This window comes from Mesorhizobium sophorae (assembly GCF_002270415.1).
Taxonomy (GTDB): domain Bacteria; phylum Pseudomonadota; class Alphaproteobacteria; order Rhizobiales; family Rhizobiaceae; genus Mesorhizobium; species Mesorhizobium sophorae.
The window spans coordinates 1-14,409 of record NZ_NNRI01000012.1; the positions used below are offsets into that span (position 1 = coordinate 1).

The following is a 14,409-nucleotide window of genomic DNA, read 5'->3' on the forward strand; positions in this document are numbered from 1 at the left end:
GCAACCATCGAACCGATGTCGCCAGACCGCTTCAAACGGCTCCTTCACAAATACCTCGGCCCCGAAGCAAGCTGGAACGAGTGGTTCATCGACAACGTGGCCCAGATCGAACATCCAGACGGGCGCATGATCAGGCTTGCCCCAGCCAGCATTTTCACCAACAACGTATCGTTCTTCAGAACCGGCCCTCACCTTGCATGGCCGCCATATATCGACGACGGGTCTAGAAGCGAACGGTGAGCCATGCCGCAGTTTTTGCGCCTCGCACTTGTTCTGGGTGGCCTGCTGACCTTCTGGGCCATCAATGGCCTGGCTAGGGCGGCCGATCTCGAGGATCTCTATCAGTCCCAGACCATCGTCAACGGCAAGTATGAAAAGCACCGCGAGGTCGGCTTCAAGTTCTGCCTCGACGCGGTCCTGGTCCGGGTTTCCGGCGATCAACGCCTGCCGGCGAAACCGGAGATGACGGCACTGCGCGACAGGGCCGGCAGCTTCATCGCCAGCTTCCGCTATCGCGACCGCATGGAAGGCATCCCCAACCATGACGATCAGGGCACTTACGATCGGCCTCACAATCTCTATTGCCAGTACAGGCCGGCGGTGATCGATCCGGTGCTGGCCTCGCTCGGCAGCAAGCCGTGGCTGACCGAGCGGCCACGGCTGGCGGTGTTTTTGGCGGCCGAGCGCGACATCAGGCATTTCGCGCTCGATGCCGATGACGAGCGAGGCGTGCTGATGCGCGAATCGTTCAGCAATGCCGCAGCGCCGCTCGCCATGCGGGTGACTTTCCCCACCGCAGCGCTGCTGTCGCAGGCTGGACTGGACGACAAGACACTGCGCGACGCGGACATGGCAATGCTGGACATGGTTGCGAAAAAGGCCGGCGCCGATCAGGCACTTTCCGGCAGCATCGTGTGGAGCGACAAGGAGTTCGGCTGGATTGCAGACTGGCGGCTGGCCATGGCCGGCAAGACCTACACCTGGCAGGTGCGCGGCGTTTCATTCGACGAAGCTTTCCGTGTTGCAATGAAGGGCGCGGCGCAGATCCTGTCGGGCAATGGGCAACCGGAATAGACCTCGACCTGATCGCTGGCACAAACGTGTCGCATTGGTCAGCGGCAAGGGCTCGTGGTAAAAGCCGCCGAACGAGAGTTTTGGCGATGAACAAATTCACACCGGCAAAGCCAGCCGGCACGCGCAGCGTCGATGACATCACCGGCAGCCGCCGCTTGCGCCGTATGCGCAAGGCCGACTGGTCGCGCCGACTCGTGCAGGAGAACCGGCTTACGGTCGACGACCTGATCTGGCCGATCTTCGTCGTCGACGGCAGACAAGTGCGCGAGCCGATCGCCGCCATGCCGGGCGTCTTCCGCCTGTCGATCGATCTCGCCGTCAAGGAGGCCGAACGCGCGGCAAAGCTCGGCATTCCCGCACTCGCCACCTTCCCCAATGTCGATATCTCCCTGCGCGACCAGACCGGCTCGCACATTCTCGACCCCGACAACGTCATCAACCGCGCCACCCGGGCGATTAAGGACGCGGTGCCAGAGATCGGCATCATAACCGATGCCGCGCTCGATCCGTTCACCAGCCATGGCCATGACGGCATCCTGCGCGACGGCATCATCGTCAATGACGAGACGGTGGAACAGCTGACCGCCGCAGCGGTCATCCAGGCGGCAGCCGGCGCCGACATCATCGCGCCGTCCGACATGATGGACGGCCGCATCGGCGCCATCCGCGACGCACTCGACGCCAACGGTTTCCAGGACGTGGCGATCATGTCCTATGCGACCAAGTTCGCCTCGGCCTTCTATGGTCCCTATCGTGAGGCGGTCGGCACCGCCGGCCTGCTCAAGGGCGACAAGAAGACCTATTATATCGACCACGCCAATTCCGACGAGGCGGTGCGCGAGGCCGAACAGGACATCGCCGAGGGCGCCGACATGCTGATGGTCAAGCCCGGCCTGCCCTATCTCGACATCATCCGGCGGCTGAAGGATGAATTCCAGATGCCGACCTTCGCCTACCAGGTGTCAGGCGAATATTCGATGATCAAGGCCGCCGGCGCCAATGGCTGGATCGATGGCGAGAAGGCGATGCTGGAATCCCTGCTGGCCTTCAAGCGCGCCGGCTGCGACGGCATTTTGACCTATTTCGCGCCCGAAGTGGCAACGATGCTGAAGGGATAGTTTTCTCTTCCCACCGATGGCCGGTCGCGGCGGGCAACGCCGGCGACCTCCTCGATGTCCATCAACAATTTCTGGCTACCGGACGGGAGCCCCAGCGAAGGTCGTTGGACCAATCGCCGGGGTTTGCTGCATCCATATAAACCGCTTGCATTTCGCAATCAGTTTGCTACTCCTTTGCACAATTGGTTATGGAGGAGGCTTTCATGTCCAAACTTCGCGTCAATGCTTTCACACTGTCGCTCGACGGCTACGGCGCCGGTCCGGATCAGGATCTGCAAAATCCGCTCGGTGTCGGCGGGGAAGCCTTGCACAAATGGGCCTGGAGCACCCGCACCTTCCGCACGATGTTCGGCGAAGAGGGTGGCGCGACCGGCACTGACGAGGACTTTGCAGCGCGCAGCTTCGAGAATGTCGGCTCCTGGATCCTCGGTCGCAACATGTTCGGGCCGATCCGCGGCGAATGGCCTGACGACAGCTGGAAAGGCTGGTGGGGCGACAACCCACCTTACCATGTGCCGGTCTTCGTGCTGACCCACCACGAGCGGGCATCCCTCACCATGGAAGGCGGCACGACATTCCATTTCGTCACAGACGGCATCCATTCGGCGCTTGAACAGGCGAAAGCGGCGGCGGATGGCAGGGACGTGCGGGTTGGCGGCGGCGTCGCCACCATCCGGCAATATCTGCAGGAGAAACTGATCGACGAGATGCATCTGGCAATCTCGCCGCTGCTGCTCGGTGCCGGTGAGAACCTTTTTGCCGGCCTGGATATGCCCAAGCTTGGCTACCAATGCAGCGAGCAGGTGGCAACAGCGCTCGCCACGCATGTGATCGTCAAGCGGGCTTAGGAGGCGAAACCCTTGGTCCAGGCCCCTTTCTCCCCGTCACTATACGGGGAGAAATGCACGGCAGGGCAACGAGGGGCGGCGCAACCGATCGAAGATTGCCTTTCCCGACAATACCGCCGATGGCAATATGGCATCAAATTACGTCTAGTCCACGCAGTGATTTGGCCGAGTTCAACTGTTGAAGTTGGCGCCGCCCCTCATCCGCCTGCCGGCGTTCGTCGTTCGAAAAGCCAAGCAATTGGCTTTTCGTCCGTTGTGCGGACCACTCCTCAACTCCCCGTATAGTGACGGGGAGAAGGGAACCTTACCTCAATACTTCTCCGGCACGTAGAGTTCGCGGGGCAGCGTCTGGCGTTCGTATTCGGGATTGAAGACGCGCTCGGGCAGCGTGATCTCCTCGTGCGGCACCTCTTCATACGGCAACTGCTTGAGCAGATGGTCGATGCAGTTCAGCCGCGCCCGCTTCTTGTCGTTGCCCTCGACGATGAACCAGGGCGCCTCGGGAATGTTGGTGCGGGCGAAGGTCTCTTCCTTGGCCTTGGTGTACTGCTCCCAGCGCACCCGCGACTGCAGGTCCATCGGCGACAGCTTCCACTGCTTCATCGGATCATGGATGCGCATCAGGAAGCGCATCTGCTGCTCCTCGTCGGTGATCGAGAACCAGTATTTGACCACGGTGACGCCCGAGCGGACCAGCATCCGCTCGAACTCCGGCACGTCGCGGAAGAATTCTTCGACCTGGTCGGGCTCTGCAAAACCCATCACCCGTTCAACACCGGAGCGGTTGTACCAGGAGCGGTCGAACAGCACGATTTCGCCGCCAGCCGGCAGATGCGGCACATAACGCTGGAAATACCATTGCGACTTCTCGCGCTCGGTCGGTGCCGGGAGGGCGACGACGCGGCAGATGCGCGGATTGAGCCGCTGGGTGATGCGCTTGATGACGCCACCCTTGCCGGCGGAGTCGCGGCCCTCGAAGATCACCACCAGCTTCTTCTTGTGATAGGCGACCCAGGACTGCAGTTTGATCAGCTCTGACTGCAAGGTGATCAGGTCGCGAAAATACTGCATGCGATCGATCGATGGCGGATGCGAGTTCTTGTAGATCTTGGCGATCTCCATCGACAGCGCCGGCTCCGACATTTCAAGCTCATAGTCCTCGTCGAGCGTGTCGGCGAGCTCGGCCTCAAGCCAGTCCCTGGCAGGAGAATTCTGTTTTAGCTCGGTCATATCAGCTGCTCCGCTTGCAAGCCCTGTCAATCCACGTCCAGCGCCCCAACCCCTGGCCTGCGTCCTGGAGTGGCAACACCTGAGCCGACTTCAATATAGGCCGGCAATGACGGTTTTATTGCAGCCTGGAGGGAGACTGGCGCCACTGCGAATTCCGCGAGGCATGATCGATCCATCGTCGTGGCATGGCGACAAGCGGCTCGAATTGTCCTACAAATGTGGCAGGCCCGCCCGGGCACTGCCTTTCAACAACAAATCGCGAGGACTGACATGGAATACCGCACCCTCGGCCGTTCCGGCTTGAAAGTTTCGACCCTGACCATGGGCACCATGACCTTCGGCGGTGCCGGCGCATTTTCGGCTGTCGGCAAGACCGACCTCGACGAGGCGCGCCGGATGATCGATCTCTGCATCGATGCCGGCATCAATGTCATCGACACCGCCAATGTCTATTCGAACGGTATCTCCGAAGAGATCATCGGCGAGGCGCTCGGCGGCAAGCGCAAGGGCGACGTGCTGATCGCCTCCAAGGCGCGGATGCGGATCGGCAACGGTCCCAACGATGAAGGCCTGTCGCGCTATCACCTGATCCGCGAATGCGAGAAGAGCCTGAAGCGGTTGAAGACCGATGTCATCGACATCTACTTCCTGCACGAATGGGACGGTACGACGCCGCTCGAGGAAACCATCGCCGCGCTGGATACGCTGGTTGCCCAGGGCAAGGTCCGCTATGTCGGCTGCTCCAACTATTCCGGTTGGCAGGTGATGAAGGCGCTCGGCATCAGCGACAGCCATCACCAGCCGCGCTTCGTCACCCAGCAGATCCACTACACGCTGGAAGCGCGCGAGGCGGAATATGAACTGCTGCCGATTTCTGTCGACCAGGGCCTGGGTGTGCTGGTCTGGAGCCCGCTTGCCGGCGGATTGCTGTCCGGCAAATACCGCCGCGACAGCCCAACTGCCCGCCAGCTTGCCGGCTGGTCGGAACCGCCGATCCGCGACGAGGACCGCCTCTGGCGGATCGTCGATGTCCTTGTCGAGATCGGCACGCAGCGCGGCGTGTCGGCGGCACAGGTGGCACTGGCGTGGCTACTCGGCCGGCCGGCGGTCAGTTCGCTGGTGATCGGCGGCAGGACTGAAACGCAGTTCCGCGACAACATCGCCGCGGCAAGCCTGGTGCTGACCGGCGAGGAGCGTGACCGCCTCGACACGGTCAGCCGGCCACCCGTTCTCTATCCCTACTGGCACCAGCAACTGACGGCAAAGGACCGTTTTGGTCCCGCCGATCTGGTGATTGACCGCAGCGGCGTGTGACCACGGGAGGTTTGCGGCGGGGCTCGGCGGACGAAGCCCGCACTTAACCCGTGATATAGCGCCAGACCTCGGCATCAGGCTCGATCTGGCCGCTGAGGACAAAGCATTTGTAGAGCACGAGCAGGGAGATCGCCTGCTCGGCCTTCTCGTCGGCGAAGGTGCGGCAATAGGCATTCGCCGCGGCAATGATGCGTTCGGCTGCAGCCGGGTGCTGCTCGAAATAGCGCACTTTTTCGGCAAGGTCGGCGGTCGAAATACCGGGCAATCTCCTTGAGGTCGTAATAGTACATGCTCGGTATCAGCGGCAGATTGTCGATATGCACCGCAGCCGGGCTGGGCGAAAATGCGTCCTGCAGCTTGTTGTAGTAATTCAGCCTCCGGCGAACCGAACCGTCCGCAAGCCGGGCTTTTTCGAGGCGACCCACAAGCCGCCGGCGGAAAAGCGCCTGCGGCGCGATATCGCGCACGACGTTTCGCGCAAAATAAGAAACCCCTTGCCGTCGTTCGTTGTATGGTCGCCATGGTTTCACTTGATCAAAACGAACGCGCGGATCGCCATGCGTTGGCGCCCCGGCCCCCTACAACATTGTCCCGTGCATCTTGCAAGCCCGGGCCATCATCGACGCGAACGGCCGGGCACGATCGCTTCAGCTGTTGTGTTTGACGGCTAATGCTCCTAGGCAGGGTCAGAGCCGCAAGGCAGTGAAAAAGGAGCCGATATGGCGCGACCACCAAACTACGATCAGGAACGCAAGGAACGCGACCGCCAGAAGGCGGCCAAGAAGGCTGAAAAGCTGGCGGCCAAGGTTGCCGCACGCGAGCGTTCGAAGCCCGAAGACGAGACTGAAACCGAAACCGAAACGGCAAAGTGACGGCAAAAGGCCCGCGCATGCGGGCCGTGCCTCATTCCAGATTGTCGCCTTGGATCAAGCCGGCGCCTTGTCGCTGACGAAGACGTCCACTTCGCGCGCCGCCGCAATGAAGGCCCGCCTGGCGTTCATCGCCGGCTTGTCGCCGGCCAGCGCATCGTGACAGGCCTGCAGGGCCGCGCGATGCTTGGGGCTGCGCTTGCCGGGCCAGCTGTTGAGCAGGTAATCGGAAGCCTCGCGAGCCGTACGCAAGAGCTGAGTGCTCCCCGCCGTGACTGACTTGACGGTCACGGGTGTTTCAAATCGGTTGTTTTCCATCGCCGCTCTTACGCCATCGGTGTCCGCGAAGCGAGGCCGAAAGTGCACGGCGCGCCCGGACGTCGCCTTTTGCGCGGCGCGTACCGCATGCCTTAGGCGGCGATGACGGCAAAACCCCTGGCGCGAAGACCGCGCCGGTCGTTGGCGAGCGACGTCACCAGGCGGTCGCGGCTGCCGACGATGTGGACCGAAAGCAGGCGCGCGGCTTCATCGGCGTCGCCGAGGCGTGCCGCCGCCAGAATGGCGCGATGTTCCGCCCAGGCGCGAGCAAGGGCGGCCTCGTCGCGAACCTCCAGCCAGCGGGCCCGCGACAGGCGTGTCATGGCATCGCGGACCGCCCGGAACAGGAATTCGTTGCCTGACAGGCGCGCTAGCTCGATGTGAAAATCCATGCCGATACGATGCCATTCCTCCCGTGGCGTGTCGGTGTCACAGGAGTCGAGCATCGCCTCGATCACATCGACCGCGCTGCGGTCCGTCAGCGCACATGTCAGGTGAAGGGCTGCAACCTCGACCGCCTCCCGGTAGACGGCAATCTGCTCGAGCTCAGCCAGGTTGATCGGCGACACCGTCCAGCCACGCCCGTCCCTGCCGACAAGGCCCTCGGTCTCGAGCCGCAGCAGCGCGGCCCTAACCGGGGTTCGCGAGGCGCCGAAGCGACTTTCGATCCAGCGCTCGGTCAGTTTCTCGCCGGGACCGATCTCGAGGCCCAGGATCATCTGGCGAAGCTGTTTTTCGACGCTCTGCATCTGCGACATTGTCATTCCCGTTTTTCTGACCGTTGGCTGTCGATCGGTTTTCTGGCCGCTTTTTCCGATCACGTTTGAGAGGGTCGCATTGACAGCACCCATGCTTGCGTCCATGACGGATGCCACTTTGGTATCCCAAAACGGTATCCGCAGCAACCGCCAACACGGCACTGCTCGGACAGGACGCATGATATGCAGAACACGCCCCCGCCGACCGACAGCACCTACAACATCCATTGGCGGCGCAATCTGTTCGTGTGCTTTGCCGGTTCGTTCTCGACACTTATCGCCATGACGCTGCTTTTGCCGTTCCTGCCGCTCTATATCGAGCAGCTCGGCGCTGAAGGCCACGCGGCGATCGTGCAATGGTCGGGGATCGCCTATGGCGCGACCTTTTTCGCGGCGGCACTTGTGGCGCCGCTGTGGGGACGTCTCGGCGACCGCTACGGCCGCAAGGTTATGCTGGTTCGCGCCAGCTTTGGCATGGCCATATGCATGTCGCTGACCGGCATGGTCCAGACCGTCTGGCAGTTGGTGCTGCTGCGGCTGCTGATCGGTTTTGCCGGCGGTTATTCCTCGGGATCAACCATCCTGGTTGCCATGCAGACGCCCAAGGAGCGTTCGGGCTGGGCTTTGGGCCTGCTGTCGGCGGGTATCACCGGTGGGGCACTGGTCGGCCCGCTGGTTGGTGGCGCCCTGCCGCCGCTGATCGGCATCCGCGCCACGTTCCTGCTGTCCGGCGGCGTCATCTTCCTGGCATTCCTGGCGACCACGTTTCTGATCAAGGAGAACCCCCGGCCAAAGGCGACGGACGCCGCATCGAAGGGCAAGCCGAAAGGCGGCTGGGCACAAATCCCCGACAAACGGCCTGTCATCGCCATGCTGGCGACCGGCATGCTGTTGAGTTTCGCCACCATGTCGATCGAGCCGATCATCACCGTCTATGTGCAGCAATTGATCGAAGACCAGAGCCGCGTCACGCTGATCTCCGGCGTCGTCATGTCGGCGGCGGCGCTTGGCGCCATCCTGTCGGCTTCACGCCTCGGCAAGCTCGCCGACCGCATCGGCCATTGGAACGTCATCATCGGCGCGCTTGCCGTCTCAGCGCTGCTGCTGATTCCTCAGGCCTTCGTCACGCAGAGCTGGCAACTCATCGGCCTGCGCTTCCTGATGGGCCTGGCGCTGGGCGGGCTCCTGCCCTGCATCACCAGTGTCATCCGTCACAATGTTCCCGATGGCGTCGGCGGCAATGTGCTCGGGCTCTCGATCTCCGCCCAGTATGTCGGACAGGTCGCCGGCCCCTTGCTTGGCGGATTTGCCGGCGGCCATTTCGGCATGCGCTCGGTGTTTCTGGGAACATCCATCTTGATGGCCGGCGGCGCGGTCTATAACTGGCTGGCGCAATCGCGCCGCGAGCAGGACATGCTCGCCAATGCCGGCAAGCCCTGACCGAATTGGGTCGTATGCCTTGAACGTCACGGAGCCCCAGACATGAGCACGGCCGAGCAATCTTCCGTCAACATCGGCCGGATCCTCGTCCTGACCGGCGGCCTCTGTGGCGCCGCCGGCGTGGCGCTGTCGGCTGCTGCGGCGCATCTGGGCGGTGCCTTTGTCGGCACTGCCGCATCCTTCCTGCTCATGCACGCGCCGGTGTTCCTTGCGACCGGACTGCTTGGCGCGAACCGGACGCTGCGCATCGGCAGCCTGATCCTGCTGGTTGGGCTGCTGTTGTTCTGCGGCGACCTGCTGGCCCGCGACTTCCTCGGTTCGCGGCTGTTCCCGCTGTCGGCGCCGATCGGCGGCACCTTGCTCATCGCCGGCTGGCTGGTGATCGCTGGCTCGGCGCTGGTGCGCACACGTTCCTGACCAGGCTGGAGCAGCAGCCTTTATCGATGTCTCTGGGGGGCGATGTCCCCGGCTCACTGCCCGGGACGGTTCCATTCGCGAAAACCGACGCGATCCTGTCACACCGCGTTTGTCGATCGATCAATCCTGCCGGCTTTCGGTCCTGTCGAGCGCTTCGCAACCGTGCCGCCGCAGCTTCGCCAATAGACGCCTCTCCGGCCGTTTGGACGCCGGCGCGATGCCCCAGTAGTTGCGGTAGATGTCTTCGAACAGATAGCTCACGGGATGCATGATGCACTCCTTTCAAGATTTGAATCGATCCAATCGGTACGCACAAAAAAGCTATCCCGATCAGCTCCGCCTGCGCTCCACGAAGAACCGCAGTTCGCGAACCCATAGGCTGGCATTCTCGTGGCGCCTCTGTTTCGTGGCGGTCGAACCGATGCTCCAGTCGTTGCGGTAGATGTCTTGGAAGAGATAGTTGACGGGATGCATGACACATCTCCCTTTGCTGGTTTTGAATCGATCCAATCATGTGGACCTTTGTTCCCTTGGATCGATTCAAGGATACACCTCGCCAAGTCGTTGTTCAAGGCAGAATTTGAACCGATCCAACGAAAGTGTTAGATGGGATGAATTCAGGAGACGAAGATGGCCCCATTGAGCTCTGGAAAGACAAGACCGGTCCGGCTGGCAGACATTGCCAAAGCGGCCGGCGTGTCGCACGGCACCGCGTCCAACGTGTTCGCCCGCCCGGAGATCGTGCGCGAGGAGGTCCGCGAACGGGTCAAGGCGGCAGCCGAGGCAATGGGATATGGCGGACCCGACCCCAAGGGTCGGCTGCTGCGCGCCGGCAAGGTCAATGCCATCGGTGTCGCGACCGCGGAACCGTTGTCCTATTTCTTCAACGACCCTTTCGCCCGGGTCATGATGGCAAGCATCTCGCAGGCTTGCGACGCGACTGGTGCGGGGATCTCGCTGGTCTCCGCCGCCAACAACGAACAGCTCGCCTGGAACATCCAGAGCGCGCTGGTCGATGGCTTCATCGTCTTCTGCATCGAAGGCGGCTCAAGGCTGGTAGAACTGGCGCGCGAACGCAAACTCCCGTTTGTCGCGCTCGATCTTGATTCGGACGACGACGATGCGGTCGCGGCGATCGGTGTCGACAACATTGCCGGCGCCGGTCTCGCGGCGCGCCATCTGACCGAGCTCGGGCATCGTCGCTTTGCCGTGCTTGCCCTGCCCTGTGCCGACGCCGGCTTCGGCCCAACCACGCAGGCGCAGGTGGAGAAGGCCCTCTACTCCGGGACGCGTGACCGCCTGCGCGGCTACTTCGCCGAACTCTCGCGCGTCGACATCGACGTCTCGAAGGTGCCGATCTACGAAACCGTCAATGACGAGGAGAGCGTCTGGGCGGGCCTCGATCATATCTTCGCCGGCGCCGAGACACCGACTGCCATCCTGGCAATGTCGGACAGGATCGCCTTGCATGCGCTGGACTGGCTGCGCCAGCACGACATCACTGTCCCGGGCGACGTTTCGATCGTCGGCTTCGACGGTGTCCCGGAAGGAGCGGTCTCCAAGCCGCCGCTGACCACAATCGTCCAGCCGATCGCCGAGATGGGTCGCCTTGCCGTCAAGGCGATCCTCGAAAACGACGGCACGTTCAGTCGGCAATCGCTGCCGGTCGACCTCGTGGTGCGGGCCTCATCCGGCCCCTCGCCCGCCTGACGCCTCAACGCCCCATTCTTGTTGCCATCGACGACATGACGAAGGACGCCTGGACCGGCAGTGCGGCGTTTTGAGCCGGTCTGCTTTTCCCGGCCCTGCCAAGGCTCGAAAGCCATTCGAGATAGTAGGCAAGCGCAAACTGCATGGCGATGCCGGCGGCAATCAACAGGCTGTCATAGGCCAGCCCGCCCGGGTTGATCAGCTTCAGCACCTGCGCCGTCAGGGCGAGCACCGTGCCGGCAATGAAAACCGGCAACGATCGCTTGCCCAATATGGCAAGCGGATGATCGCGCCCGGTGCGGAACAGGTTCGAGACGGCGGGGAATGCCACGATCAGGTAGCTCACCGCCAGGATATGCAGCAGCCTCGGCAGTGCCAGGAACGTCTTGTCGAAGCCGGTCAGCACCGGAGGCAGGCCCAACCAGGAGATCTGCCCCCAGAGCGGACTGTGCACCCAGACCAGCGCCGTGGCGGTGTAGGCCAAAGCGGCGCCAACCAGCCAGCGATTGACCGGGATGGTGCCACCGCGACGCACATGCAGCGTGCCTGCCAGGCCGATGTTGAACAGGAACTGCCACGACAGCGGGTTGAGAAACCAGAAGCCGGGCTCGGGATAGTTCGGCGGCGCGATCTGGTAGATCCCGGCGACCAGCCACAGCGCACCGGATGCGACCAGCGCCGGCAATGGCCGGTAGCTGACGAAGAGCAGGAAGACCGGCGCCAGCAGGAGCAGCACCGCATAGACCGGCAGGATGTTGTTGTAGCCAAGCTGATGGCCGAGCGTCACGATGCCGACCAGCACTTGCGGCGTATTCTTGATCAACGGCTCGATGTTGATCATCGTCAACAGCTCCGGTCGGCGGGCGAACACCGCCGCCGCGCAAAAGATCGCCATCACCACCATGGTGGTAACGATGTGGGCGGCATAGAGCACGCCAGCACGGCGCCACAGCTTCAACGTTGCCAGGAGCCGGTTTCCAGGCTGGAATTTCTTGCCATAGGCGAGCGCGACCGAGATTCCGGAAATCAGCACGAAGACCTCTGCCGCGTCTGAAAAGCCGAAATTCTTGTAGGTCAGATACTCGAAGGCGGTACCCGGCACGTGGTCGACAAAGATGGTCAGCAAAGCGAGGGCGCGAAGCACATCTATGCGCGTGTCACGCTCCGAGACACGCGTATCGCGGTCCGGGGAAAGTTGGGTGGTCATCGACAAAAGGCCTCAAAGCTGGTTGTTCATGCCGGCAATGCGACCCCCGGCGCACCGCTTCGATTCCTCCCATAGGAATGATATCGGCGAAGAAACCGACAGTAATGCGCCCGGTTCAATCAACTTTCGCGGAGCTTGAAAATATTGCGTTTTGAAGCCGGCAAACTGACCGGAACCGTCATGAAATCAAAAGGATGAGGCCATGACCGAAGAGACCTCACAAGATGGTGCGTTACGGCGTGATCTCGCCTTCTGCCACCGCCTTTACAGGCCGGCGGATTCAACTGGTCAATGCTTCTTCCTGCTGCATGGGTCGGGTGTCGATGAGACGACATTGGTGCCGCTGGCACGAGAGATCGCGCCGCACGCCACGCTGGTCGCCGTGCGCGGCCGCATCGTCCAGGAGGATGGTTTCCGCTGGTTCGCGCGCATCACGCCGACGCGCTTCGAACAGCACAGCATCCGCACCGAAACCAACGCTTTTGCAGGGTTCGTCACGGATGTGGCCACACGCCACAATCTCGATCTCTCCCGCACGATTTTTCTCGGCTATTCGAACGGCGCCAATCTGGTTTCGAGCCTGATGCTGCTGCATCCGGGCCTCGTCGAACGCGCCGCGCTGTTGCGGCCGATGCCGGTGCTCGATGACGTGCCGGCGACGGATATGGCAAGCGTGCGGGTGCTGATCGTCGCCGGAGCTGCAGATCTTACCTATGCGCCTTTCGCGCCGGCTCTGGTGACATTGCTCAGCCGACATGGCGCCGACCTTGACGCGAGGATTGTTCCATCGGGTCATGAATTCGGCAGCGCCGACGCGGCAATCGTAAGGCAATGGCTGAACGCGCCCGTCACCGAATAAACTTGTCCACCGCGTCGATTGCCAACCAATCATGCTGGTTTCCAGCCCGAAACCAGCGGGTTTCGTGCCCAGAGTCTGACAGACCTCTTCCTTTATGCACAACACCGACATATCCCTGTCACATACAGACTATGGAGATACTGTTCACTGAGGGGAGGTCTGCATGGCCGACAAGAACAGCATCACTCTGCTCGACGACACATCAACATTGCCGGCAATCGTTGCCAGCCCGTCCGACATCGCCAGGATCGAAAGCACGATCGACGTCGGGGATCGCGCCGGCATTTCGGTCTATGGCGACCGCGCCCAGCAGGCAGTCAGCGACTATGCCGACAAGATCCTGGGCCAGTTGCGCAATCGCGATCTCGGCGATACCGGCAACCTCCTGACAGACATCATCATGAAGGCCAAGAACCTCGATCCGGCTTCGCTGAAGGACGAAGGATTTCTAGGCAATCTGTTCTCCTCGTTCAAGGCGCGGCTAGAGCGCTTCAAGGAAAAGTATGAGGACGTCGCCGGCCAGATCGACCGCATCGGCCTCGAACTCGACCGCCATAAGGACACACTGCGGCGCGACATCGCCGTGCTCGACGACCTCCACGAGCAGACAAAGGATTCCATCCTCAAGCTCGACGCCTATGTGCAGGCGGGCAAGAAGTTCGTCGAGGACTACCGCGCGAATGAATTGCCCAAGCTGAAAGCCGCGGCTGATTCGGCCAGTGGCGATGTCGGCGGCACACTGGAGGCGCAGACCTACCAGGATGCGGTGCAGGCGCTGGATCGTCTGGAAAAGCGCGTCTTCTATCTGGTGCAGGCGCGCCAGCTCGGCATCCAGCAATTGCCGCAGATCCGCATCGTCCAGTCAGGCGACGAGACGCTGATCGAGAACCTGCAGGCGACCTCGGCGCTGACGGTGCCGGCCTGGAAGCAGAAAATGGTTATCCTGCTTGGGCTGACCAACCAGAAATCGGCGCTGGAGCTGCAAAAGACGGTGACCGACGCCACCAACGAGATGATCCGCCAGACCTCCAAGATGATGAAGGACCAAGCGATCTCGATCGAGGAGCAAGCACAGCGCGGCATCGTCGACGTCGAAACGCTGGCGCAGGCCAACCGCGACCTCATCGACACCGTGCAAGGCGTGCTGAAGGTCCAGCAGGAGGGCCGCCAGAAGCGGGCCGATGCCGAAAAGCAGATGGACCAGATGACAATCGACCTTAAGAAAGCGCTGACCCAGGCCTGATCGG

16 protein-coding genes and 2 pseudogenes are annotated in these 14,409 nt (G+C 62.1%); 11 read left to right on the top strand and 7 right to left on the bottom strand.

The genetic code is table 11. The features are described from left to right. From CGZ66_RS17255 to CGZ66_RS17270, 4 genes and pseudogenes are all read left to right on the top strand, one after another. Positions 1-240 (top strand): annotated as a pseudogene (locus CGZ66_RS17255) (hypothetical protein); the annotation flags it as partial. Between the two features lie 3 nt (positions 241-243). Further along, on the top strand, positions 244-1,074 hold the full coding sequence (locus CGZ66_RS17260; protein WP_095085708.1) for a DUF2066 domain-containing protein: 831 nt from the start codon (positions 244-246) through the stop codon (positions 1,072-1,074). A gap of 86 nt (positions 1,075-1,160) precedes the next feature. Beyond that, positions 1,161-2,192 (top strand): porphobilinogen synthase, encoded by a 1,032-nt coding sequence (hemB, locus tag CGZ66_RS17265; protein WP_095085711.1) that lies wholly within the window; start codon positions 1,161-1,163, stop codon positions 2,190-2,192. 203 nt (positions 2,193-2,395) lie between these two features. After that, positions 2,396-3,040, top strand: a complete 645-nt coding sequence (locus CGZ66_RS17270; RefSeq protein WP_095086649.1) for a dihydrofolate reductase family protein — start codon at positions 2,396-2,398, stop codon at positions 3,038-3,040. A 309-nt stretch (positions 3,041-3,349) separates the two neighbouring features. On the opposite strand, the gene ppk2 is transcribed toward CGZ66_RS17270, so the two are convergent. Then, positions 3,350-4,270 carry a polyphosphate kinase 2 gene (gene ppk2, locus CGZ66_RS17275; RefSeq protein ID WP_095085714.1) on the bottom strand — a complete coding sequence of 307 codons (921 nt, stop codon included), beginning with the start codon at positions 4,268-4,270 and terminating at the stop codon, positions 3,350-3,352. 270 nt (positions 4,271-4,540) lie between these two features. Between ppk2 and CGZ66_RS17280 the strand changes: the two genes are divergently transcribed. Next, complete coding sequence (locus CGZ66_RS17280) at positions 4,541-5,584, top strand: aldo/keto reductase (protein ID WP_095085717.1); 1,044 nt, start codon at positions 4,541-4,543, stop codon at positions 5,582-5,584. Positions 5,585-5,627: 43 nt separating this feature from the next. Here CGZ66_RS17280 and CGZ66_RS17285 read toward each other — a convergent pair. Beyond that, positions 5,628-6,106 (bottom strand): annotated as a pseudogene (locus tag CGZ66_RS17285) (hypothetical protein). Positions 6,107-6,303: 197 nt separating this feature from the next. Here CGZ66_RS17285 and CGZ66_RS17290 point away from each other — a divergent pair. Beyond that, positions 6,304-6,456, top strand: a complete 153-nt coding sequence (locus tag CGZ66_RS17290; RefSeq protein ID WP_095085720.1) for a hypothetical protein — start codon at positions 6,304-6,306, stop codon at positions 6,454-6,456. A 54-nt stretch (positions 6,457-6,510) separates the two neighbouring features. Here the strand turns inward: CGZ66_RS17290 and CGZ66_RS17295 are convergent, their stop codons facing one another. Together CGZ66_RS17295 and CGZ66_RS17300 are read right to left on the bottom strand one after the other, a co-directional pair. Further along, positions 6,511-6,744 (bottom strand): DUF982 domain-containing protein, encoded by a 234-nt coding sequence (locus tag CGZ66_RS17295; protein ID WP_244730396.1) that lies wholly within the window; start codon positions 6,742-6,744, stop codon positions 6,511-6,513. 119 nt (positions 6,745-6,863) lie between these two features. Further along, positions 6,864-7,529 carry a GntR family transcriptional regulator gene (locus tag CGZ66_RS17300; RefSeq protein ID WP_095086652.1) on the bottom strand — a complete coding sequence of 222 codons (666 nt, stop codon included), beginning with the start codon at positions 7,527-7,529 and terminating at the stop codon, positions 6,864-6,866. 183 nt (positions 7,530-7,712) lie between these two features. Here CGZ66_RS17300 and CGZ66_RS17305 point away from each other — a divergent pair, with 183 nt between their 5' ends. Then, a complete protein-coding gene (locus tag CGZ66_RS17305; protein ID WP_095085723.1) occupies positions 7,713-8,969 on the top strand; it encodes a multidrug efflux MFS transporter in 1,257 nt (418 codons plus the stop codon). Between the two features lie 42 nt (positions 8,970-9,011). After that, positions 9,012-9,386, top strand: a complete 375-nt coding sequence (locus tag CGZ66_RS17310) for a DUF423 domain-containing protein (RefSeq protein ID WP_095085727.1) — start codon at positions 9,012-9,014, stop codon at positions 9,384-9,386. Between the two features lie 120 nt (positions 9,387-9,506). Here CGZ66_RS17310 and CGZ66_RS17315 read toward each other — a convergent pair whose 3' ends face one another. Then, entirely contained in the window at positions 9,507-9,656 is a 150-nt protein-coding gene (locus CGZ66_RS17315) for a hypothetical protein (RefSeq protein ID WP_095085729.1), read from the bottom strand. 60 nt (positions 9,657-9,716) lie between these two features. Then, positions 9,717-9,860 carry a hypothetical protein gene (locus tag CGZ66_RS39915; protein WP_095085732.1) on the bottom strand — a complete coding sequence of 48 codons (144 nt, stop codon included), beginning with the start codon at positions 9,858-9,860 and terminating at the stop codon, positions 9,717-9,719. A gap of 156 nt (positions 9,861-10,016) precedes the next feature. Between CGZ66_RS39915 and CGZ66_RS17325 the strand changes: the two genes are divergently transcribed. Next, positions 10,017-11,096: a LacI family DNA-binding transcriptional regulator gene (locus CGZ66_RS17325; protein ID WP_095085735.1), complete on the top strand. Its 1,080-nt coding sequence runs from the start codon at positions 10,017-10,019 to the stop codon at positions 11,094-11,096. 4 nt (positions 11,097-11,100) lie between these two features. Here CGZ66_RS17325 and CGZ66_RS17330 read toward each other — a convergent pair whose 3' ends face one another. Further along, positions 11,101-12,303: an OpgC family protein gene (locus CGZ66_RS17330; RefSeq protein ID WP_095085738.1), complete on the bottom strand. Its 1,203-nt coding sequence runs from the start codon at positions 12,301-12,303 to the stop codon at positions 11,101-11,103. Positions 12,304-12,505: 202 nt separating this feature from the next. Between CGZ66_RS17330 and CGZ66_RS17335 the strand changes: the two genes are divergently transcribed. Together CGZ66_RS17335 and CGZ66_RS17340 are read left to right on the top strand one after the other, a co-directional pair. Next, positions 12,506-13,162, top strand: a complete 657-nt coding sequence (locus tag CGZ66_RS17335) for an alpha/beta hydrolase (protein ID WP_095085741.1) — start codon at positions 12,506-12,508, stop codon at positions 13,160-13,162. Between the two features lie 163 nt (positions 13,163-13,325). Then, positions 13,326-14,405 carry a toxic anion resistance protein gene (locus tag CGZ66_RS17340; RefSeq protein ID WP_095085744.1) on the top strand — a complete coding sequence of 360 codons (1,080 nt, stop codon included), beginning with the start codon at positions 13,326-13,328 and terminating at the stop codon, positions 14,403-14,405. The last annotated feature ends 4 nt before the right edge of the window (positions 14,406-14,409 follow it).

Coding starts and splice junctions, on each gene's coding strand:
- CGZ66_RS17260 (WP_095085708.1), top strand. CDS start 244: ATGCCGCAGTTTTTGCGCCTCGCACTTGTTCTGGGTGGCCTGCTGACC.
- hemB (WP_095085711.1), top strand. CDS start 1,161: ATGAACAAATTCACACCGGCAAAGCCAGCCGGCACGCGCAGCGTCGAT.
- CGZ66_RS17270 (WP_095086649.1), top strand. CDS start 2,396: ATGTCCAAACTTCGCGTCAATGCTTTCACACTGTCGCTCGACGGCTAC.
- ppk2 (WP_095085714.1), bottom strand. CDS start 4,270: ATGACCGAGCTAAAACAGAATTCTCCTGCCAGGGACTGGCTTGAGGCC.
- CGZ66_RS17280 (WP_095085717.1), top strand. CDS start 4,541: ATGGAATACCGCACCCTCGGCCGTTCCGGCTTGAAAGTTTCGACCCTG.
- CGZ66_RS17290 (WP_095085720.1), top strand. CDS start 6,304: ATGGCGCGACCACCAAACTACGATCAGGAACGCAAGGAACGCGACCGC.
- CGZ66_RS17300 (WP_095086652.1), bottom strand. CDS start 7,529: ATGTCGCAGATGCAGAGCGTCGAAAAACAGCTTCGCCAGATGATCCTG.
- CGZ66_RS17305 (WP_095085723.1), top strand. CDS start 7,713: ATGCAGAACACGCCCCCGCCGACCGACAGCACCTACAACATCCATTGG.
- CGZ66_RS17310 (WP_095085727.1), top strand. CDS start 9,012: ATGAGCACGGCCGAGCAATCTTCCGTCAACATCGGCCGGATCCTCGTC.
- CGZ66_RS17315 (WP_095085729.1), bottom strand. CDS start 9,656: ATGCATCCCGTGAGCTATCTGTTCGAAGACATCTACCGCAACTACTGG.
- CGZ66_RS39915 (WP_095085732.1), bottom strand. CDS start 9,860: ATGCATCCCGTCAACTATCTCTTCCAAGACATCTACCGCAACGACTGG.
- CGZ66_RS17325 (WP_095085735.1), top strand. CDS start 10,017: ATGGCCCCATTGAGCTCTGGAAAGACAAGACCGGTCCGGCTGGCAGAC.
- CGZ66_RS17330 (WP_095085738.1), bottom strand. CDS start 12,303: ATGACCACCCAACTTTCCCCGGACCGCGATACGCGTGTCTCGGAGCGT.
- CGZ66_RS17335 (WP_095085741.1), top strand. CDS start 12,506: ATGACCGAAGAGACCTCACAAGATGGTGCGTTACGGCGTGATCTCGCC.
- CGZ66_RS17340 (WP_095085744.1), top strand. CDS start 13,326: ATGGCCGACAAGAACAGCATCACTCTGCTCGACGACACATCAACATTG.